At 67.2% G+C, this 21,275-nt stretch carries 13 protein-coding genes; 4 read left to right on the forward strand and 9 right to left on the reverse strand.

The genetic code is table 11. The annotated features are described in order from the left end of the window. Nucleotides 1-8: 8 nt before the first annotated feature. The 8 genes from uvrB to WEG36_13895 form a co-directional block, all read right to left on the reverse strand. The gene (uvrB, locus tag WEG36_13860; GenBank protein MEX1258695.1) at nt 9-1,994 is read right to left on the reverse strand and encodes an excinuclease ABC subunit UvrB; all 1,986 of its coding nucleotides are present in this window, start codon (nt 1,992-1,994) and stop codon (nt 9-11) included. 12 nt (nt 1,995-2,006) lie between these two features. Next, nucleotides 2,007-4,226, reverse strand: a complete 2,220-nt coding sequence (locus tag WEG36_13865; protein MEX1258696.1) for a bifunctional (p)ppGpp synthetase/guanosine-3',5'-bis(diphosphate) 3'-pyrophosphohydrolase — start codon at nt 4,224-4,226, stop codon at nt 2,007-2,009. A 158-nt stretch (nt 4,227-4,384) separates the two neighbouring features. Beyond that, a complete protein-coding gene (radC, locus tag WEG36_13870; GenBank protein ID MEX1258697.1) occupies nt 4,385-5,047 on the reverse strand; it encodes a DNA repair protein RadC in 663 nt (220 codons plus the stop codon). A gap of 33 nt (nt 5,048-5,080) precedes the next feature. Continuing rightward, nucleotides 5,081-7,663, reverse strand: coding sequence for a putative Ig domain-containing protein (locus WEG36_13875; GenBank protein ID MEX1258698.1), 2,583 nt, complete (start codon nt 7,661-7,663; stop codon nt 5,081-5,083). A gap of 189 nt (nt 7,664-7,852) precedes the next feature. Continuing rightward, nucleotides 7,853-10,873, reverse strand: coding sequence for an AAA family ATPase (locus tag WEG36_13880; GenBank protein ID MEX1258699.1), 3,021 nt, complete (start codon nt 10,871-10,873; stop codon nt 7,853-7,855). A 105-nt stretch (nt 10,874-10,978) separates the two neighbouring features. Next, nucleotides 10,979-11,221, reverse strand: a complete 243-nt coding sequence (locus WEG36_13885; protein MEX1258700.1) for an acyl carrier protein — start codon at nt 11,219-11,221, stop codon at nt 10,979-10,981. Further along, entirely contained in the window at nt 11,218-12,537 is a 1,320-nt protein-coding gene (locus WEG36_13890) for a radical SAM protein (GenBank protein MEX1258701.1), read from the reverse strand. Before WEG36_13890 ends, WEG36_13885 begins: the two co-directional genes overlap by 4 nt. Further along, nucleotides 12,534-12,971, reverse strand: a complete 438-nt coding sequence (locus WEG36_13895) for a hypothetical protein (protein MEX1258702.1) — start codon at nt 12,969-12,971, stop codon at nt 12,534-12,536. Before WEG36_13895 ends, WEG36_13890 begins: the two co-directional genes overlap by 4 nt. 306 nt (nt 12,972-13,277) lie before the next feature. On the opposite strand from WEG36_13895, the gene WEG36_13900 reads away from it, so the two are divergent. Next, nucleotides 13,278-14,930 carry an FAD-dependent oxidoreductase gene (locus WEG36_13900; protein MEX1258703.1) on the forward strand — a complete coding sequence of 551 codons (1,653 nt, stop codon included), beginning with the start codon at nt 13,278-13,280 and terminating at the stop codon, nt 14,928-14,930. Between the two features lie 163 nt (nt 14,931-15,093). On the opposite strand, the gene WEG36_13905 is transcribed toward WEG36_13900, so the two are convergent. Beyond that, nucleotides 15,094-15,540: a cytochrome c gene (locus WEG36_13905; protein ID MEX1258704.1), complete on the reverse strand. Its 447-nt coding sequence runs from the start codon at nt 15,538-15,540 to the stop codon at nt 15,094-15,096. A 409-nt stretch (nt 15,541-15,949) separates the two neighbouring features. Between WEG36_13905 and WEG36_13910 the strand changes: the two genes are divergently transcribed. The 3 genes from WEG36_13910 to WEG36_13920 all read left to right on the forward strand — a co-directional run bounded on the left by WEG36_13910 (nt 15,950) and on the right by WEG36_13920 (nt 21,143). Beyond that, nucleotides 15,950-17,260, forward strand: a complete 1,311-nt coding sequence (locus WEG36_13910) for a Rid family hydrolase (GenBank protein MEX1258705.1) — start codon at nt 15,950-15,952, stop codon at nt 17,258-17,260. Between the two features lie 61 nt (nt 17,261-17,321). Then, nucleotides 17,322-19,733, forward strand: coding sequence for a membrane dipeptidase (locus tag WEG36_13915; GenBank protein MEX1258706.1), 2,412 nt, complete (start codon nt 17,322-17,324; stop codon nt 19,731-19,733). Nucleotides 19,734-19,808: 75 nt separating this feature from the next. Continuing rightward, the gene (locus WEG36_13920) at nt 19,809-21,143 is read left to right on the forward strand and encodes an aminotransferase class V-fold PLP-dependent enzyme (GenBank protein ID MEX1258707.1); all 1,335 of its coding nucleotides are present in this window, start codon (nt 19,809-19,811) and stop codon (nt 21,141-21,143) included. Nucleotides 21,144-21,275: the final 132 nt, after the last annotated feature.

Here is a 21,275-nt window from a genome sequence, read left to right on the forward strand (position 1 = left end):
GTGGCTCCTCACAATTTTGTCCGGACCTCAAAGAGCTCGTCGCGAAGGAGCGCGGCTCTTTCGAAGTCGAGTTGCGCGGCGGCCTCCTCCATCTCCTTCTCCAAGACCTTCGCGAGCTCCTCCAGGTTCATCTCCTCCTGATAGGTGGCCAGCGCCTCGGCGACGCGAGGTGCCGGGGCGGTACGCGCGTCGGCCACCCGAGTGGAGAACTCTATCTCCTGCACGCTTTTCACGATGGTCTCGGGCGTGATCCCATGCTCCTCGTTGTGCGCCTCCTGGATCTCGCGACGCCGCTCGGTCTCATCGAGGCAGCGCCGCATGGAGTCCGTCATTTTATCCGCATAGAGGATCGCCCGCCCGCGAACGTTTCGCGCCGCCCGCCCGATCGTCTGGATGAGGGAGCGCGCGTCCCGCAGGAACCCCTCCTTGTCGGCGTCGAGAATCGCGACGAGGGAGACCTCGGGAAGATCCAGTCCTTCGCGCAGGAGATTGATCCCCACGAGGACGTCGAAGCGCCCGAGGCGGAGCCCACGGAGGATCTCCATCCTCTCGATCGTATCAATGTCCGAGTGCATGTATCGCACGCGCACCCCCACCCCTTGGAGGTACTCGGATAGATCCTCGGCCATTCGTTTCGTGAGAGTCGTCACCAAGACCCGCTCTCCCCTCTTTTCCCGCTCGCGAATCTCAGCGAGAAGATCGTCCACTTGCCCCTTCACCGGCCGAACCACGACCTCGGGGTCCACGAGGCCCGTGGGGCGGATGATCTGCTCGACGACGACCCCCTTCGAGAGCTGGAGCTCTCGATCCCCCGGCGTGGCGGAGACGAAGACCGCCTGGTGGATCATCCCTTCCCACTCGTCGTAGGTGAGGGGCCGGTTGTCCAATGCGGAGGGGAGGCGAAAGCCGTGCTCGATGAGCGTCTCTTTCCTCGAACGGTCGCCCCGATGCATCCCCTGGAGCTGGGGAAGGCTCTGGTGCGACTCGTCCACGATGACGAGGTAATCCTTCGGGAAGTAATCGAGGAGGCAAGACGGGCGCTCCCCGGCTTCCCTTCGGCTCGTGAATCGGGAATAGTTCTCGATCCCCGGACAGGTGCCGATTTCGAGCATCATCTCGACGTCGAAGCGGGTACGGGACTCGATGCGCTGGGCCTCGAGGAGCCTTCCCTCCCGCTGAAATTTCTTCACCTGCTCGTCCATCTCCCGCCGGATCAGGGGGACCGCGGCCTCGATCGTGCGCCGGTGGGTGACGTAGTGGGACGCCGGATAAATCGCGGTTCGTCCCAGCGTCGTGATGAGCTCGCCGGTGAGCGGGTCGAATCGCGTGATCCGTTCGACCTCATCTCCCCAAAACTCGACTCGAACTCCCTGTTCCTCATAGGCCGGGAAGACTTCCACCGTATCGCCCCTGACGCGGAAAGTCCCGCGCTCGAAGGCGATGTCGTTTCGGCGATACTGGATCGCGACCAGCGCACGGAGAAGCGCATTTCGGCCCACCGATTCCCCCGTGCGAAGCTCGAACATGAGGGAGCGGTAGTCGCTCGGATTTCCGAGCCCATAGATGCAGGAGACCGACGCAACGACCACGACATCCTCGCGCTCGAAGAGCGACGAGGTCGCGCGAAGGCGAAGGCGGTCGATGTCCTCGTTGATCGAGGAATCTTTCTCGATGTAGGTGTCGGTGGCCGGGAGGTAGGCCTCCGGCTGGTAATAGTCGTAGTAGGAGACGAAGTACTCGACCGCGTTTCTCGGAAGAAGTTGCTTCAGCTCCCCGTAAAGCTGGGCAGCGAGCGTCTTGTTGTGGGACATCACGAGGACTGGACGGCGGTGGCGCGCGACGACGTGCGCCATCGTGAGGGTCTTTCCCGTCCCCGTCGCTCCCAGAAGCGTCTGGAAGCGGTCCCCGCGCACCAGTCCCTCGAAGAGCTCCTCGATCGCCTTCGGCTGATCGCCCTTCGGCTCGAAGGGGGCCTCGATCTGAAATTCCGGCATCCGCGGTAGCCGCTACTCCAGATCCACGAGATCGGAGTCGCGGAACGACTCGCGGCGTTCCACGGAGAGAACGCCCTTCACCTGGCCGATCCCCTTCATGACCTTCTTCAGGTGATCGAGGTTGCGCACTTCGACCACGAACTCGCCGAGCATCCCGTCGTCCACGGCCCGGATATCCGCGTGCTGGATGTTCGTTCCGGTGTCCGCGATGGCGTGAGCGATGTCCGAGAGAAGGCCGCGCCGGTCGGAGCCACGCGTGTAGAGCTTCACCAGGAAGCGCTCGCCTTCCTCCGCGGTCCACTCGATTTCGACGCGCCGCTCCGGATCCTGGGACAGCCCGAGGACGTTCGGGCAGTCTTGCCGGTGGATCGAGACGCCTCGTCCCACCGTGATGTAGCCGATCACATCGTCGCCTGGTACGGGCTGGCAGCACTGCGAATACCGCACCATCAGGTTGTCCAGCCCCTGGATCTTCACCCCGGGCTGCGCCCTGCGGAGACGGTTCGCGAGCTTGCGGAGCGGCGATGGGGGAGGCGGAGACGCCCCGTCCGCCCCCGCCTCGGGGAAGAGCTCCTTGAGGACGCCCGAAGGACCGATGTCCCCCCGGCCGAGCGCCGCGAGGACATTTTCCCACTCTCCCAGATCGAGAGCGTGGGCCGCCCCGGCGAGGACCTCCTCCGCGGGAAGGGAGATCCTCCGCTTTCGCACTTCCCGATCCAGGAACTCCCGCCCGAGCTTCACCGACTGCTGGTGCTCCTCCTGGCGAATCCAATGGCGGATCCGGCCGCGCGCCCGCGGCGTTTTCGCGAAGGCGAGCCAGTCGCGCGACGGAGTCTGCTTCGGCGAGGTGAGGATCTCGACCGTGTCCCCGTTCCTCAGCTCCCTCGAGAGGGGCGCGATCCTCCCGTTCACTTTTGCTCCCGCGCACCGGAGCCCCACCTCCGTATGCACGGCGAAGGCGAAGTCGATCGGCGTCGCGCCCACGGGGAGCTGCTTCACCTCTCCCTTCGGAGTGAAGACGAAGATCTCTCCGAGGAAGAGATCCATCTTGAGAAATTCCATGAACTCCTCGGGCTCGGAGGCCTCTTGCTGCCACTCGAGCACCTGACGGAACCAGGAGAGGGCCTCGTCCACCTCGTCGGCCTTCCGCTCTTCCCCCTCCTTGTAGCGCCAATGCGCGGCGATTCCGTATTCCGCGGTCCGATGCATCTCTTCGCTTCGGATCTGGATCTCGTAGCGTCGCGCCCCCGGACCGAAGACGGTCGTGTGGAGGGAGCGGTACATGTTCGACTTGGGCGTCGCGATGTAGTCGTGGAACCGCTCCTGGATCGGCGTCCAGGCGGAGTGGATCAGTCCGAGCGCCGCGTAACAGTTCTGGACGGTGTCGGTCACGACCCGCATGGCCATCAGGTCGTAGATCTCCTCGTACGGCTTCCCCCGTCGCTCGATCTTCCGATGGATGGACCAGAGGTGCTTAGGGCGTCCCGTCACCTCGGCAGGGATCCCCGCCTGGTCGAGGAGCTCCTTGAGCGGGCGCTGCATCTCGAGGATCTGGCGCTCCCGTTCCCTTCTCCGCGCCTGCACCAGCGATCGGAGCTCCTCGTATTCGCCGGGCTCGAGGAACTTGAAGGCGAGGTCCTCGAGCTCCCACTTCACCTGGGCCATTCCGAGCCGGTGCGCGAGCGGTGCGTAGATCTCGCGGGTCTCCAGCGCCACACGCTGCCGCTTGTCGCGGGGGAGGTGTTCCAACGTCCGCATGTTGTGCAGGCGGTCCGCGAGCTTGATCATGATGACCCGCGCATCCTCCGCCATGGAGAGGAGGAGTTTCCGGTAGTTCTCCGCCTGCCGCTCCGTGTTCGAGCGAAAGCGCACCTTCCCGATCTTCGTCACCCCATCCACGATCGAGGTCACTTCGGGGCCGAACCTCTGCTCCACGTCCGTCAGGGAGTATTGCGTGTCCTCCACGACATCGTGGATGAGCCCCGCGATAATCGAGGCCGTGTCGAGCTTGAACTGGGCGAGGATCGTGGCGACCTCCACCGCGTGACTGACGAAGGTCTCTCCCGAGGCGCGTTTCTGCCCGCGATGTGCCTCCTCCGCCAGCTCGTACGCCTCGCGAATCTTGTCCACGTCGAGGCGGCGGGCATACCCCTCCAGCGCCCGCGCGAGCTCGCGCGGAATCCCCCGGATGGTCGGGGAGGCGGAAGGGGCCGCTTCGGCGGGGGGACTCATGGCCGGGGATCGGGCTCGGGGGGTCTGCCGCATCCGGGAAGTCGCACGAAGGGGAACAGTTGAAATCTAGCGTCCTCCGGGTCCCTGAAACACGGTACGGCGAGAACGGGGCGGAGGGGCGGCCCTTCGTGCGGTCCGGGAGAGTCCGTGGAAGGCCTTTAGTCGGCGGTGTCCCACCCTCCGTCCGAGACGATGACGTGGTCCAGGACGCGGATGCCGATGGCCCGGCCCGCTTCGACCATCTGGCGCGTGACCGCGCGGTCCTCGGCGGAAGGGCTCGGGTCGCCGGAGGGATGATTGTGTACGAGGACGATCGCCGACGCCTTCCCCACGATCGCCGGGCGAAATACTTCCCGGGGATGGATCAGGGATGCGTCGAGGATCCCCCGGGTCACCGTGATGTCGTCGAGGACCCGGTGCTGGCTGTTCAGGAGGAGGGCGTGGAACTCCTCGTGGGGAAGGTCCCGTAGTCGGGGAGCCATCAGGGCGAACACATCGGAGGGGCCCCGGATTCGCGGGCGTTCGGGAAGGTGCTCCTCCACGGCGCGCCGCCCCAGCTCCAGCGCCGCCAGGATGCGGGCGGAAGTGGCCTGGCCGACGCCCCCGACGGTCTCCAGGTCCGGGCCGGTCATCCCGCTCAGAATGCGCAGGCGTCCTCCCGTTGCCGCAAGAATCCGGTCCGCCACCCGGAGAGCGGAGTGGCCGCCGGAACCCGCCCCGATGAGGAGAGCGAGGAGCTCCCGGTGCGAGAGGGCCCGCGCACCCACCGCGCGCATCCTTTCCCTCGGCCTTTGGCCACGCGGAGTCTCACCGGTCGGCATCCCCAAAGCTCCTGGGAGGCGATCAGCAAGAGATCAGCGCGGGACGATCTGCTCGACGGTTCCGTCCCCGTTCAGGATGTAGATCGGCTCGACGACGACGTCGTTCAGCGGGATGCGGGTGCCGGGCTCAGCCGCCGCTCCAGGCGCTCCGGGCGCCGGAATGGCGTAGGCGTCGGCGGCTCCGAGGTTCACGCTGTACCCGAGGTCTCCGAGCGCCGCAATGGACATTCTGCTGAGGGGCATGAAGGCGCTGTTTTCGATGAATCCGGTCATGACCTCGTGGTCGAAGACCGACTCCCGCCAGTGGGCGTCGGCCGTTCCCGGAGGGAATTCGTTCGTCTCGACCGGAATGTTCGCGTCGCTCCCACCGAGGGAGTGGTACGCCGCGATTCCACTCGCACCGACGAAGCGGGGATTCGATCCTCCCTCGCCGATGAGGAAGTCTCTCGGCGGAAAATCCCAGATCGTCCCGATTCCGATGACGTGCCCGATTTCGTGGATGATCAGCCCTCGCATCTTCTCCCCGGCGAAGGTGTCGAGATCCGCCGAATCGAACTGGACCGCCCCGACCCGGGGGAAGGCGGAGGCATCGAAGGGGGAGCAGGTGCTTGCCCGCGCAAGGATGTTGCCAGATGGGGACGCGCCGTCGATGAAGGCGACGTCCAGGAAGACCGCGAGATCTTCGATCGGCTCGCCGGGCCGGAGCTTCCCCGCATGTCCCAGGCAGGAACCGAGGATCCCGAGAGCGGGCACGAGGAACGTCCCGAGATCGGAAGTGATCGCGGACTCCCATTTGGCGACCGCTTCGTCGAGCTCCCCGCGGACGGCGGGGGAGGGCATCGTCCCGGTCACGTTCACGATCGCGATGTTGTATCCCGAGGGCGGCGCGAAGGAGACGCTGAGGGCGAAGGCACGGGTCGCCTCGAAGCCTCCGCTCCGAACGCGGAGGGCGAAGTGCGCGGTCCCACTCCCGTCGGGCGTGCCCGCGAGCGTACCATCGGAAAGGATGGAGATCCCCGAAGGGAGGGAGCCCGCAACGACGTCGAATTCGTACTCCTCGCCGTCCCCCCCCGCGACCGCCACCGGGTAATCGTAGGGCTCCCCGACGAATCCGACCGGAAGGTACCAGTTCTGGATTTCGACGGGCGTGCCGCTCGGCACGGCCGCCTCGACGAGGATGGAAAACGTGCCGTCATCGAAGTCGTCGCCGCTCGCGGCCCTCACCGTGAAGGGATAACTCCCCGCGGCAGTCGGCGGTCCCGCAATGAGGCCGGAGCCGGACGACAGAGTCAGCCCGGGTGGAAGGGCGCCGCCCGTCACGGACCACGCGTAATCCTGAAGCCCGCCCACGGCCGCCAGGGAGTGCGCGTAGAAGGTGCCGACAATCGCTCCGGGGAGGGCGGACGTGGTGATCGCGACCGGTCCGGGGTGAATGGTCAGCGTGAATTCCCTCGCCACCGTTTGTCCGTCGGCACTCTCGGCCCGAACCGTGAACCGATAGGCGTCGGGGTGGGCGGGAATCCCGTGGAGAAGACCCTCATGGCTCTCGAGTGCGAGGCCTGGGGGAAGCGATCCTCCCAGGAGGGTCCATCTGACCGAGCCGTCCCCTCCCACCGCCTCGAGGAGTTGCTCGTACGGGCTTCCGACCTCACCGTCCGGCAGGAGCTCGGTCGAGATCTGGAGAGGGGAGAAGATCTCGAGCGAGAGCTCGCGGGTCGCCTCCTGACCGTCTCCGCTCTCCGCGCGAACCGTGAAGCTCGAGCCCCCGAACGAGGGCGCCGTTCCAGCGATCTCGCCATGGGGAGCGAGGGCGAGGCCTTCCGGCAGGACACCGGAGACCAGATTCCAGCCGAACTGTCCGTCCCCACCTTCCGCCACGAGGGTGGCGCCGTACGGCTGGTTCGCGACTCCGGGGGGAAGCGACGCCGTCGTTACGGTAAGGGTCCCCCGGGTCGTGGCGTCAACGGGGTCCGAATACGGAGAACACCCGTGGGGGTTGCAGGCGCGCACGCGATACCGGTACGTCGTCGCCGGGGAGAGCCCCGCGTCCGAGAATGACCTGGCGCCGGCTGGGAGCTCGGCGACCTCCACGAACTCGGCAACCCCCACGAATAGGGCGAGGCTCGCTTCCGGCACGGGAGAGCCGCGCTCGACCCGGTATCCCTCCACGTTCTCCGCGTTGTCGTCCCAGGTCAACTCGATTCGGGTGTTCGAGCCCGGACTCCCGGCGAGGCCCGACGGCGCGGCCGGAGGCTCGTGAATCTCCACCATGAGGGCGATGCTTCCGGTGCGCCCCCCGGCGGAAGCTGTGATCAGGGCGGGGCCTTCGCTGATTCCCGTCACGACGCCCCCCGGTGAGACCTGCGCCACTTCTTCCTGGAAGCTCTTCCAGATCACGGTGGACAGGGGAAGCAAGTCGCCGAGGGCGTTCCTCGGTTGGGCCTCGAGCTGCAGGGTGCCTCCGACCGGAACGACGGGGGGGCCGTCGGCGAGGATCGCAATGGAGGCGACCGCGCCGGGATCCGGATCGGTGGGCCCGCGTTCAGCGAGGCAGGAAGTCGCGAGGACGGTCGCCGCCATCGCCGGGACGGCTGCGAGCCAACGGTCGAATCGCACGAACGGCGATCTCCTCATCACGACGGGGAGCGCATGCCCGTCCCGTGGGGAGGGACGCCAGGACCTCGGGTCCGAGGCGCCACGCTCACGGGAACTCTTTTACCTTCGAGTTTTCTCCCGGATTGCGAAAGGGGTGAATGGCCCGGACGTGGGCCGAATCGGTGAGGCGCGGGCGCCACAGTTTCCGGCTCAGGCGCCGTCTTCCAGAATTCCCTCGCGGACGAGATCGCCGAGCTGGACCCTCGACTCCACCTCCATTTTCTTGAAGATGGCCGACAGGTGAGTGCCGACCGTTCGCGGTGAGATCCCGAGCTCCCGGGCGATGGACTTGTTCGACTTTCGCTCTCCCACGAAGCGGGCGATCTCCGCCTCGCGCGCCGTCAGGACTCCGGATCCCGGCGAACCCGACGACCGGGTCGGCGGGCGAGCGCCGACCTCGCGGAACTGTTCTCTCGCTTTCTCCAGCTCCGGTGCGGCTCCGAGACCGGCCAGGATATCGTGTACCCGGCGGAGCTCGCGGACCGCGGCCTCGCGGTCACCCAGCTCCGCGAGCCGGCCGGCCAGCTGGCGGCGGAGGCGGGCCGCGTCGGGGAGGAGACCCATCCCCTCCAGCCCTTCGGCCCCTCGTTCCATCGCCCGTGCGCCCCCCGCGAGGTCCCCCCGAAGCCAGGTCACCAGCGCGTGGCAGATCTCGGCCCAGGCGAGCCCCAAGGGGTTCTCGAAGCGCTCGGCATCTGCGCGAAGACGGTGCGCAACCCGTTCCGCGCGCTCCAGATCGCGAAGGTGAAGCGAGGCCTCCGCGATGGTCGGAAGAAGCCGCAGGATCGCCCAGGCCGTGTAACCGCTCCGGTCCACTAGTGCCAGTCCAATCTCACCCTCTCGGATCGCCTCCCGGAACTCTCCTCTCGCCAGGTGGAGGGCCGCCAGCCCCGATTGCACGAGGATGGCGGTGTGCGTCGTCGCGGGGCCGGCATCCTCCTGGAGTCCGGCCAATGCCCTGGCTTCGGCGATCTCAAGATCGGCCGTGTCCAGGTCCCCGGTTCCCAGATGGAGAATCCCGGAGAGGACGAGGAGTCGGGGGAGGCTGAGCCCTTGATTCAACTCCCGCGCCATCCGAATCGCCTCGGCGGCGAGGTTCGCGCCCCGGTCCCACTGGCCCAGTCGCGCGGCGTAATCTATTTCGACCTCGGACAGGCGAAGCTGTAGGTGGGGAGAGCCCAAGCGGTCGGCGAGCTCGGCCCCGAGGTCCAGGTGCCGCCGCGTCTCGCGCGGGTGGCCGGTGAGTCCTTCCAGCACCGCCATCGCCCAATGTGCGGCGAGCTGTCCCGCCCGGTCGCCCGCTTCCTCGGCGAGGGCGAGGGCGGCCCGCCCATGTTCGCGCGCCTCCTTGGTCGGACCCGACCATGTATGGAGAAGGATCAGATTCATGTGGGCCGACACCCGGATCCCGACATCCCCGGTTTCGCCCCCCAAGCGGAGCGCCTCCGTGGCCTCCTCGTGCGCTTCCACCGGACGCGCCGTTTCCTGGAAACATGCGCTCCTGGCGAGCCTGAGCCGCGCCTCCATCTCCCGGCTCCCCGCGGCCCGGGCCTCGTTGAGCCCTCGATGCAGGTGCTGGAGGGCCTCTTGGGGACTTCCGCCCCAAAAAGCGGCCAGCCCGAGCCTCCGGTCCACGGCGGCGAGCCGTTCGTGCTCGCCGGTGGCCGCGATCGCCTCTCTCAGGGCGAGAAGGTGGCGGGCCGCCTCGGCGTTTTTCCCCCGTCTCTGCTGAGCGCGCGCCAGATCCTCCAGGAGACGAGCCCGCTCGGCTACCATATCCCCCGGGGCGCCGACCGGGAGCGCGGCAAAGGCGCGCTCGAGATAACGAACGGCCTCGCGATCGGCGTGGGCCTCGAGAGCCTGACGCCCGGCGGCCCCCAGGTAGAGGGCCGTTCGCACTCGATCCACCTCATCCCCCGCGTGCATCAGATGCTCGGCCAGCGCCACCGCGTGGTCGATGGCCCGATCTCCGTAGAGCGACTCGAGAGCCGCCGCCAACTTTCCGTGCATCCCGCGCGCGCGCGCCGCCCCGATCTCAGCGTAGACAACCTCTCGGACAACAGGGTGGGTGAAAGCGTAGAGCAGATCGGTCCCCTCCATCTCTTCGACCAGAACCGAGGCCGACGTCAGCTCTTCGAGCGCCGCGATAAGGACCGCTTCCGGCACGGGCACGGCGCGGGCGAGGAGCTCGAACTTCGTTCGGACCCCGGCAACGGCTACCGTGTCGGCGACGACCCGGACCGTCGGAGAGAGGGGGCGCAAGCGATCGAGGATGAGGTCCCGAACCGATCCGGGCGGTGTGACTTCGTCGAGACTCCAACCGAGCCAACGTCCCGCGTCGCGCCGAATCCGGCCCGCCGAGACGAGTTGCCCCAGCACTTCCGTCACGAAGAGTGGGTTCCCCCCCGTCCAGCGCGCCAGCTTCTGGGTGAAAGGGCGAACCACGTCGGGTGCCACGCCGAAGCCGCGGCTCACAAGCTCCTCGATGGCGGACGCGTCCAGCGGCTGGAGCATACGGACCTCGAGCCGCTTCCCCTCGGCGAGCGAACGGGCGGCCTCGAGGACGGCGGGGCCGCTCGGCGCCCCCTGAGGATCGAGGGTGACCAACGTCATCAAGGGGATGTCGAGGTCCTGGCGGATCAGGAAATGGAGCAGCTCGAGCGACGAGGGATCGGCCCATTCGACATCCTCCAGCACCAGCAGGAGAGGTCTATCGCGTCGAAGGCGATCGAGGAAGGGTGGAAAGTTCCAAAGGAGTCGGTTCCGGAGGTCGGGAATCGCGTCCGCCGTCCCCGCGGCGGCTGCGTCGGCCGAAACCGCGAGGGATGGGCAAACGAACTGGAATTCGGGCGCACCCCGCGTGAAGCTCAGAAGCGCCGCGGGGTCCTGGTCTCGGGAGAGCGGGTCGAGGAGGTCACAAAAGAGCGAATAGGGTACTCCCGTCTCCATCGCATAGGCCGCGGCCGACACGGCGAGGAAGCCACGGCGCTCGGCTTCCTCCCGGATCGCCGCCGCCAGACGGCTCTTCCCCATTCCCTGGGGGGCGCAAAGGAGGACCGACGCGCTTTTCCCCGCGGTGGCGCGGTCGAGCGCGCCGAGGAGGAGAGCGTACTCTTCCGGCCTCCCACACAGGGGGAGTCGTTCCGGAATCGAAGGACGGGTAGCTTGCATCAGTCACGGAGCCTCATGCGGACCTTCGCGTCCGGAGGGAGATCGCCCACGGGCTGCGGCGGACGGGGGAATCATAGGCCTCTCTTCCCAGGCGGGCCACAAAGTTCAATCGCCTCGCTGGACCTGCGCCAGGAAGTCGCGCAGAGTGCGGAGACGGTCCATCTCCCCGTCGGGAATCCGGACGTCGTACGCTTCTTCGACCTCGGCGACGACCTGGAGGAGCGACAAGGAGTCCAGACCGACGGCCCGAGCGAGGTCCTCGTCCGGTCCGAAGGCATCCGGAGCCCGCGCGGTGACGCGACCGATCACGGCGCGCACGTAGGCTTCGGCCTCGCTCGCGGGCCTCATCCGACGAGCGCCTCGGATGGATTCAACCGCTTCACAAGCTCGATATAATGGCGCCTCCTCCGGTTCGTCGCTTCGTCCGAGTAGAGCTCCCGGAAGAGCCATCGGACTCCCGACTCGAGCTCGTCCACCGTCATCTGCATCGGGACGTGATTTACGTCGAAGAGGGTGCACCGATCCCAGAAGCGCTCCTGGAGCAGCCGCCCCTCCTCCTTCAGGCGATCATGGAGGCGGGTTCCGGGAAATGGCGTGAGAACGGTGACCTGGACTTCGATCAGCCCCGATTCCCGAACGAAGTCCCGCACCTGCTCGAAGATCTCCGGCGTATCGGCGTCGAGACCCACGATGAAGCACCCGTTCACGGTGACGCCGGCGCCCTGGAGGGTGTCTATCGTCCTGAGGTAGTCCCCCCGCCGCCTCGCTTTCCAGTTCGACCGATCTATTCCCGCCAGGCTCTTCGCCTGCGGGCTTTCGAAGCCGATCAGGACCTGCGAGCAGCCGGCCTCGTATAACAGGCGCGGAAGTCCCGGATGCGCCGCAACGCGGACGTCGGTCTCGGTGAACCATCGCAAGTCGTACTTCGCGAGCATCCGGAGGAAACGCTCGGACCACTCCCGATTCACGAAGGTGTTGTCGTCGGCGAGCTCCAGAAACGGACGGTCGAAGAGGGAGGCGACCCGGGCCACCTCCCGCTCGACGTCCGCCACCCGCTTCTGCTCGAAACGTGGCGTGAAGATTTTCGATGCTGCACAAAAGTCGCAATCCAGGGGACATCCTCGCGACGTCTGAATCGTGATCCGATTGTATGGCCGCCCGACGAGTAGTTCGAAGCGGGGCATCACCGGAGTCCCGCGGCTGTAGAAATTCCGATTGCTTCCGCGATAGAGGGGGCGCAACTCTCCTCGGACGAAGTCCTCGAGGAAGGTGGACCAGACCTCCTCGGCTCCCCCGCAGACAACGGCATCCGCGTGCTCCAGCGCTTCGTCCGGAAGCAACGAAGCGTGCGTTCCACCCATGACGACTGTCGTGCCGCGCTCTCGATAACGATCGGCCAGGGCATACGCTTCGTAGGCTTGGGCGCTGAAGGTCGAGATCCCGACCAGGTCGAAGTCCGGAAGTGTGCCGGGAACGGCATCCACCTCCAGATAGGCGACCTCGTGCTCCGGTGGCGTCAGCGCGGCCACGACGAGGAGACCGAGGGACGGGAGGGACGCGATCACCTTTCCCCGGTTCACGAATCCCGGAAGGGTGACCCCGAGCTCGACGAGCTCGCGGCTGCGCACGCGCACCCCCGACATCGCGATGAGCCCGATCTTCATGCCGGTCTCCGTTCACGCACCAGTCCGGCACAGATCAGAGCCACGGCCACGAAGGTCGCCGTCGCCGGAAGCGGGAGGAGATACTTCCACGGCTCGTGGAAGGCGGCGGCCGTGAGGATCGCCGGCATGAGCGTCGCCCCACAGATCAGGCTCGCTGAGGCCACCTTCTTTCCCGTTCGGCCGAGGGCCAATCCGGGAAGCTCGTGCCCGAAGAAGATGTTCGTGAGGCCGAGCGCCATCGCGGCGATGTGCCCCAGGCGAAGGAGCCGCCGGGGAAGTCCGTCGTATTCCGCGAATCGCGCGGGGGCGGGGGCCGGGCCGTCGAAGGCCCAGAGGCCGAGGACCATCCCTCCCGCGATCCCGGCGAGAAAAAGAGACCAGCCGACGAGCCGGTTCCGCCGGGCGATCGGGTCGGTCGAATTGGGGTCGTCCATGCGCCCTCCCATGCGAAGGTGTACGCCTGGAAAGTTGCGGGGTGGCCCAGCCGCGCCCCATACGTCGCATGACGTAGGGAGAGCCACACTTTGACGGAGACGGACAGTCGGCCGAGGGCCGGGCCGGACCCCCGGCCGGGCCTGCGCCTGGGGCCTTTCCCCTGGGTCGCCCTTTCTCGTTTTTGCGGGGTACAACCTTTCGTTGACCGGACTTGGAGGGGCAATGTATGTTCCCCCACGCGCACTCCCCCATCTGACCCCGCCGCCCTCGGTGGCCGGGGTGGCGTTCCCACTCAGGAGCCAGTTATGAGCGACGATCTATCGGCTCGGTACGGCACGGAATCCAGTCTGACCCGACGGCAGGTTCTCAAGTGGTTCGGCGCCCTGGGCGGGTCGTCCGTGATGCTCGGCGCGATGGGCGCTCTGGAGCTCCGCGGCCAACCGATTCGGCCCAGGCCGATCTTCAGCGGACAGGCCCAGGACACCCGCGTGATCGTCCTCGGGGCCGGAGTCTCCGGGATGGTCGTCGGATACGAGCTGGGCAAGCTCGGATACGACTACCAGATCCTGGAGGCGCGCGACCGTGTCGGAGGCCTCAACTGGTCGGTGCGCCGGGGCGATACCCACACGGAGCTTGGCCCGGGCGGGGAAACACAGGTGTGTGAGTTCGACGAGGGGCAATACGTGAACGCCGGTCCGTGGCGGCTCCCCCACGACCACCACGGGATTTTGGGGTATGCGAAGGAGCTCGATGTCCGGATGGAGCCCTTCAACGACCTGAACGAGGTGCTCTTCAGCGAGGATCCGGCGCTCGGCCCCCTCGCCAACCGGATGCTCCTCCTGCGGGAGCTCACCTCCGACATGTGGGGGCACACGGCGGAGCTTCTCGCCAAGGCGCTCGATCAGGGGTCCCTCGACAGCGAGCTTTCGACCGAGGACAAGGATCGCCTCCTCCAGTTCCTCACGAGCGCGGGGTACCTGAGCAATCCCGATCGGATCTACCAGCCGAACGCCCGGGTCAGGGGTTCGGAGGACCCTTACGACCTGAGCCTCCTCCTCCAGTCCGGGTTCGCGAACCAGGTGCGGTCGCTGACCTCCGGAACGGGAGGCCCGGTACCCGTCCTGCAGCCGACCGGGGGGATGCAGCAGATCCCGCTGGCTTTCCAGCGCTTCCACGGACCCCGCGTGACCCTCAACGCGAAAGTCATCTCGATCCGCACCCTGGAGAACGAGGTGCGGGTCGTGTGGGAGGACACGCAGTCAGGCGCACGGCAGGAGGTCGCGGCCGACTACGTGGTTTCGTGCCTCCCCATGACCATTCTCAAGCAACTGGAGGTGAATTTCTCGCCGGAAGTCGCGGCCGTGGTGCAGGCCTACACCCACAGCTCGAGCTCGAAGATCGGCTTGCAGATGGCCCGCCGGTTCTGGGAGGAAGACCATCAGATCTACGGGGGGCACCTCCAGTTCAGGGCATTCAATCCGCAGGCCGCGCCGCAGCCCGCGGCAGGCGGCGGCGGACGTGGGGGCGGAGGGGGAGGAGGCGGCGGCGGCAACCCACTCCCGTCCTTCTCGTATCCGTCGAACGACTACGGCGCGAAGAAGGGGGTCCTTCTCGGCTTCTACGGTGGACCGAACGTTCCGGGAATCGACGGCGTGCCTCTCATAGACTCGCCGGTCCGGATGCGGTTCGAGCATGTGCTCACGCACGCGAGCAAAGTGCACCCGCAGATGCGGCAAGAGTTCGAAAGCGCCTACGCGATCATGTGGCCCAGGGTGCCGTTCAGCGAGGGTGCCTGGGGGCAGAACCCGGGGGAGAACATGGACCTCCTCAGCCAGGCCCACGGTCGGATCTACCTCGGTTCCGCCGCGATCAGCGGGGATCCGGCTTGGCAGGAGGGTGCGGTCGAGTCTGCGTGGCGCGCGGTGGAATTGATCCATGCGCGTGTGATGGGCCAGTAGCGCGAGGGGAAGCCGTGCTCGGGCCTTTAGCCGCGGAGTGAGTCGGGTGAAACGAAGGGGGCCGCTCACCGCGCGGCCCCCTTCGTTCTTTTCCTCGCAGAGCGCCCGCCAACGGAGGTGAGCGGGCGGCCTCGCGAGGCCGGATCCGCCGGCGAACGGTCAGTCAGGGCCCCCCGGTGGTCTCGATCGTGATGGCCCCGAGCGCCGTCGGTTCCCGCGGGAGTGGTATGTCCCCCGCGCGGAAACCCTGCCTGCTCAGCATGTAGGCGATGACGTTTACGGTTTGATCTTCGGTGAGCACGCCGGGATCGTTTTCCGGCATCGTGTTCTTGATCCTGAGGTAAAGCTCCTGCAAGGACCTTCCGGACCACCGCGAGGCGAAATTGGGAGACAGCAGGTCGAACGCGCTGTGACAGGCGGTGCAGTAAATGTCGAAAACGGTTTCGCCGAGGATCGCCTGAGACGGGGTATACACGCCCCCGGTGACCGACCTGGGTCCGGCAGGGGCCGGCCCGTCCCCGGAGCCACCCCCCTCCTGGACCCCTCCACAGCCCGTCACGGTTAGCGAAAGAATTACGAGAGCAAGCGTTCGCAGGGAGTACGCATTCATGGGCTTCCCCGTCAGAGGTTCGGCCTATCGGAGGCCTTCAGCGGGAGGAGAACTTCGATGTCGCTCACCGTCCTGGCGACAGTGGCCGTCGTAGTCCGCTTCCGTCGGTGTTGGACGGTCCCGACGATCCGAAGCCGAAGGTAACCGTGTCCCTCACCGAGGACTACCCGTTCCTCGCCAGATCCATCCCGGAAGCCACGTTCCTTCACGCGGCCCGCGCGTTTCCGTCCGGGAGCACTCGTGGGCCGCCCTCCTCGCTTGCTGAGCGGGGCACGGGTTCGCATCTTGCGATTCCGATCCTCGCCCCCGCGCAGGACCCCGGGAGACTTCCGTCCCTCGCGCGAGCGTGAGGACGCCACCTCCGAGGAGCCGTGCCGCCACTCTTCATCCGATGCAAAGGATACTCCTCATGACGAACGCTTCACACGGTTTCCGAGCAGCTTCGCGCTTCTTCGTCGCAGCCCTGTTCCTCGCCCCGGTGCTCTGGAGTGGAGGGGTCGAGGGCCAGGAGGTCTTTCCGCTTGCGGGGGCGCCCTATGCGGCCGGAGTGATGGCGCCCGCCGGCGCGACACTCGCCGTGTTCGGGGGAATCGAGGGTGAAGGGAGCGATGTCGGCGCGGCCGCGGCAGCGGCGCTCGGCGCGATGGAGGCACGTCTGAGCGAAGTCGGGCTGGACCGGAGCCACGTTCTCAAGGTCCGAGCGGGTCTCGCCCCCGGCGATGGTACGGAATTCACGGCGTGGGATGGCGCGTGGAGAAGCTTCTATGGTTCGGGACAGCCGCCGGCGCGCACGACGGTGGGCTCCTCCGGGGTGCCGGGGAGCGCGCGGATCGTGCTGGACGTAGTGGCCGCCTTCCCCCTCGACCGCGGACACCGGGCGGCGGTGGACGGTGCCCGCGCGACGGCGAACCCGAACCTGAGCTATGTGGGCCCCGCGGGGAATCCAACCGCGATCGTGGCTACGAGCCCGGGGCTCTTCCTCTCGTCGGGCGTGCTTCCCAACCGGAATTCCCTCGCCAACCCCGAGGCGATGGAAGACCACATGCGCGGCGCGATGAACGGCCTCGCGAACACGCTCGCCGACCACGGGCTCGCCTGGGCGGACGCATTCTTCGTGCGGGTCTTGCCGACGCCCCAGCCCGACCGGGCCACGGTGGACTTCGCCGGATGGACCCCGGTCTTCGACCGGCTGAGCGAGCTGGCCGGCGGGCAGGGGCCGGCATGGACGATGTGGGCGGCCCCCGGCTTCGGAACCGGAAACAACCCGCGATTTGTGGAGATCGAAGTGTGGGCCGTCCCGCAGGCACCGATGCCGGCGTTCGAGGTTCTCGACCGGGAGTCCCAAAATCCCAATCTGCGCATGACCGGGACGGGTTTCATCGCTGCGGGGGCGATGGTGGCTCCCTACCCTGAGCTCGTCTTCCTCTCCGGAATCGTAGCGCCCGAAGGGACAGCGGCGACCGAAGAGGGCATGAGCGTGCTCACCCAGATGGAGGAGCGGCTCTCGCTGATGGGTGCGACGATGGCGGATGTCGCGGAGCTCCGCGTTTACCGCGTCGCGGGCGAGGAGGGGTTCAACGACGCGTACGGCTTGTACTTCAATAACGCGGAGCGGAATCCGCACAAGCCGGTCCGAACCAATTATGTCGTGCAGAGCTTGCCGGGTGGGCGGACGGTGGAGGTCGAGGCTGTCGTCGTGCGTCCGCCGCAGGGGTTCTGACGATCCGGATTGATCGGCCCGGGTGGGCGCGGCCGGCCCGGGCCCGTGCCGAGAGGGTGAAATGAAAGGTCGAGCCAGCCGAAGCCCCCGCCAGGGAATGGTCCCTCCGATCCGGTCGGTGCTGGGGGCCGTCCTGGCGGCCGCCGCTTTCGCGGGGACTGCGCCCCGCGAGGCGGTCGCGCAGAATCAGGTCACGCGTCCCGTCGTCATCGTGGACGGCGTCGTGCTGGGCGAGGCGCCGACCCCGCCGCGGGTGCGCCCGCTTCCGAACGGCGTGCTCGGCGGGGTTCCGATGACGGCCGCGGACAGCGCCGCCTGGACAGTCGTGAGACGCCTCGACTTCGAGCACTATAAGTCGCTCGTGGCGGGGCTCGCCCAGTTTGGGGACCGCGAACAGGGAACGGAACGGAACGCCCTCGCCGTGGACTGGATCGAGGCCCAGCTCCGGAGCTGGGGATACGAGACCGAGCGGCTCCGGTACGAGTACCAAGGACAACCTCGCGAACAGGTCTACGCGACGAAGGTCGGCTCCACCGCTCCGCACGAGATGTACATCCTCGGCGCCCACATGGATGGACGGGGCGGTGGCGAAGCGGTGAACGACAACGCCTCCGGCACCGCGCTGGTCATGGAGATCGCGCGCGTCCTCGCCTCCCCCGACGTCCGCACGGACCGCTCGGTCCGCTTCGCCCTTTGGAACAACGAGGAAACCGGGCTGAATGGGGCTCGGGCGTATGTCGAGCAGCGAGCCGAGCTGCAGGGGATCGAGAGCCCCGCCGGATCGGGCGCGTATCCGGAGCCGAGGTGGATGGGGATGATCCAGCACGACAAGGTCATGTTCGACCATGGGAATCCGGTTCAGGACGAGCAGGTGCTCGACGCCGACGTGGACGTCGAATATCAGATGAACTCCACGCTCTGGGAGGAGTCCTCCCGTCTCGCCGTCGAGCTGATCAATGCGAATCGGATGTTCGCGACGAATCACCCGGCCGCGGCGAGCAATTCGATGAGCAACACGGATTCCACCCCCTTCATGAATCTCGTCGCCTCGGTCAGCGTGCGTGAGAATCGGCGACTCTTCGAGATCGGCTTGGGCTCCGACCCGCACTGGCACCAGCCGACCGACCTTCTGGAGACCTTCGACGACGCGGACTATCGCCTGGGCTTCAATGCCATGCAGACCACGCTCGGGGCCACCGCCCGGCTGGCCGGCGCGCGGGTCGCGCCGCTCCGAGCCCAGGGAGGCGGCGCGCTCGTGGGACTCGACGCGGAAGTCACGGCGCTGCGCGCCCGCATGATCCACGAACGGGCGATCGCGACGGACACGCACACCGACATCAACGCGGGGAACTTCACGGCGAGCGAGCCGAACTACCTCACCGGACTCGAGAACACGCAGGTGGATCTTCCCTCGATGGAGGCGGGCGGGCTCGATGCCGTCTGGTTCTCGATGTACCAGGGGCAGCGGGACGACTTCACGGCGGAAGGCTACCGGGGCGCTTATAACACGGCGATGGACAAGGTCCTGGCGATCCGCAGGCTCACCTCCGAGCTCGCGCCGAGCCGGATCGGTCTCGCCCTGACCGCGGACGACGTCCGGAGGGTCGCCGCCGAAGGCCGCCTCGTCGCGCTCATGGGGATGGAGAACGGATATGCGCTCGGAGAGGACGTCGAGAACGTGCGACGGTTCGCCGAGCTGGGCGTCCGTTACCTCTCGCTTGCCCACAACGGGAACAACCAGCTTTCCGATTCCCATACGGGTGAAGTGGACGGCTACCGCTGGAACGGGGTCTCGCCCCTCGGGGAGGAGGTGATCGCGGCGGCGAACCGGTGGGGGATCATTCTCGACATCTCCCATCCCTCGAAGGAAGCGAACCTCCAGACGATGCGGCTGTCGCGGACGCCGGTGATGGCCTCGCACTCGTCCGTCCGCGCGCTTGCGAATCACAGCCGCAATCTGGACGACGAGCTGCTGCGCGCGCTCCAGGACAATGGCGGCGTCGTGCAGATCGTGGCTTTCAACTCCTATCTCGTCACGCCGCCGCCCGAGCGCGCTCCCGCGGTCCAGGCCCTTCAGGCGGACTTCGGACTCTCCGGCGGAGGGCAAGCCATCCAGGCGGCTCTCGCGGAGATGGCGCCCGACCGGCGCGCCGCGTACGACCAGCGGATGGCGCAGATCGACGCGCAGTGGCCGGTCCCACCGCCTGCGACGGTGAGAGAGCTCGTGGACCACATCGACTATGTCGTGGACCTGATCGGTGTGGATCATGTCGGAATCAGCTCCGACTTCGATGGAGGCGGCGGAATCGAGGGGTGGGATGACGCTTCGGAGACCTTCAACGTGACCCTCGAGCTCGTGAATCGCGGGTACACCGAGGAGGAGATCGTGAAGATCTGGGGCGGCAACCTCCTCCGCATCATGGAGGAAGCCGAGCGCGTCGCGGAAGAGATGGGAAGAGAGATCGCCGACTAAGAAAGCTCGCAGGAGCCCCGGGGTGCGCGCCGCGCCGCCATGGCACGGTCGGCTCCGCCGACAGGAGGAGGGACGATGAGCGTGAACGATCTGCACGGTCCCACCCGCAACGTTTCCGATCGGCGCCGGTTCTTGCGCCAGCTCGCCCAGGGATCCCTGGGTCTCGCGGTCGCACCCGTGGTCGTGCGGGAGGTGGCCGCCCGCGAGCTCGCACCCACCGCGCCGCTCACTGCGCCGCTCCGACCGGAGGCCCTCGCCGACGAGGCGTATTGGACCCAGGTCCGCGCGGCCTTTCCCCTGCGCGATGGGATCGCCCCGATGAACGCGGCGAACCTCTGTCCGGCGCCCCGAGTGGTGAACGACGCGGTGGAGCAGGCCATGCGCGACGTCGAAGGCGATGTGTCTTCGCAGAACCGCTCCAAGTATGGCGCGCTCCTGGACGACCTGCGGGCGAGGCTGGGAACCTACCTCGGGGCGGACCCGACCGAGATGGCCGTCGTGCGAAACACGACCGAGGCGAACAACGTCATCGTCGGAGGGATCCCCCTCGGCGCCGGCGACGAGGTCCTTCTCTGGAATCAGAATCACCAGACGAACAACGTGGCCTGGGATGTCCGCGCGGCACGATACGGCTTCACGGTACGGCGGGTCACTGTCCCTCCCGCTCCCACGGCACCGGAAGAGATTCTGGACGCCTTCGTGCGGGAGCTGACCCCTCGGACCCGCGTCCTTTCCTTCTCCGACGTTTCGAACATGTCGGGAATCAGGCCTCCCGCCGCCGAGCTCTGCCGAATCGGGCGCGAACGCGGGATCCACGTGCACGTGGATGGAGCGCAGAGCTTCGGACTCTTCGATCTGGATCTCCACGCACTCGGTTGCGATTCCTATTCGTCGAGCGCACACAAGTGGTTCATGGGGCCCAAAGAGGGCGGAATCCTTTACGTGCGCGCGGAACGGGTGCCCGAGATCTGGCCGGGGATCGTGGGGGTCGGTTGGGGCGGAGGTGGCACTCCGCCGGATGGGGCGGAGAAGTTCGAGACCCTCGGCCAGAGGAACGATGCCACGATCGCCGGGATGTCCGCCTGTCTCGACTTCCACGAGATGATCGGCAAGGCCCCGATCCAGGCGCGCGTATTCGAGCTCGCCGCCCGCCTGAAGGACCGGCTGGCCCAGATTCCGGGAGCGGAAGCGGTGACGCCCCGCTCGCCCGAGATGAGCGGCGGAGTCGTGATTTTTCGATTCGAAGGCGTCGCGAACGGGCAGCTCAGCTCCGCGCTCTACGCCGAGCACCGCGTGGCGGGCGCGAGCACCGGGGGGATGCGTCTCTGCCCGCATATCTACAACACCTTCGCGGACGTGGACCGGGCAGCGGCCGGGATGGCCGAGCTAGTCCCGCGGCTGCGCACCTAAGCGCGGCTGACCTTCCCACCCTGTTCGGATCCGGACACGACCATCCGGATCCGGACATTCGGGGCGCGCGCGCGGTGGCGGCCAGACTCATGCAATCATATATCCTCACACGACTTACCGTGCCAGGCTTCC

The organism is Gemmatimonadota bacterium, assembly GCA_040882465.1.
Classification (GTDB): domain Bacteria; phylum Gemmatimonadota; class Gemmatimonadetes; order Longimicrobiales; family Gaopeijiaceae; genus JBBEBG01.

Excerpts from the sequence above, each read along its gene's own strand:
- WEG36_13865 (MEX1258696.1), bottom strand. The coding sequence starts at position 4,226 with ATGAGTCCCCCCGCCGAAGCGGCCCCTTCCGCCTCCCCGACCATCCGG.
- WEG36_13910 (MEX1258705.1), top strand. The coding sequence starts at position 15,950 with ATGACGAACGCTTCACACGGTTTCCGAGCAGCTTCGCGCTTCTTCGTC.
- radC (MEX1258697.1), bottom strand. The coding sequence starts at position 5,047 with ATGCCGACCGGTGAGACTCCGCGTGGCCAAAGGCCGAGGGAAAGGATG.
- WEG36_13885 (MEX1258700.1), bottom strand. The coding sequence starts at position 11,221 with ATGAGGCCCGCGAGCGAGGCCGAAGCCTACGTGCGCGCCGTGATCGGT.
- WEG36_13920 (MEX1258707.1), top strand. The coding sequence starts at position 19,809 with ATGAGCGTGAACGATCTGCACGGTCCCACCCGCAACGTTTCCGATCGG.
- WEG36_13880 (MEX1258699.1), bottom strand. The coding sequence starts at position 10,873 with ATGCAAGCTACCCGTCCTTCGATTCCGGAACGACTCCCCCTGTGTGGG.
- WEG36_13900 (MEX1258703.1), top strand. The coding sequence starts at position 13,278 with ATGAGCGACGATCTATCGGCTCGGTACGGCACGGAATCCAGTCTGACC.
- WEG36_13915 (MEX1258706.1), top strand. The coding sequence starts at position 17,322 with ATGAAAGGTCGAGCCAGCCGAAGCCCCCGCCAGGGAATGGTCCCTCCG.
- uvrB (MEX1258695.1), bottom strand. The coding sequence starts at position 1,994 with ATGCCGGAATTTCAGATCGAGGCCCCCTTCGAGCCGAAGGGCGATCAG.
- WEG36_13895 (MEX1258702.1), bottom strand. The coding sequence starts at position 12,971 with ATGGACGACCCCAATTCGACCGACCCGATCGCCCGGCGGAACCGGCTC.
- WEG36_13890 (MEX1258701.1), bottom strand. The coding sequence starts at position 12,537 with ATGAAGATCGGGCTCATCGCGATGTCGGGGGTGCGCGTGCGCAGCCGC.
- WEG36_13905 (MEX1258704.1), bottom strand. The coding sequence starts at position 15,540 with ATGAATGCGTACTCCCTGCGAACGCTTGCTCTCGTAATTCTTTCGCTA.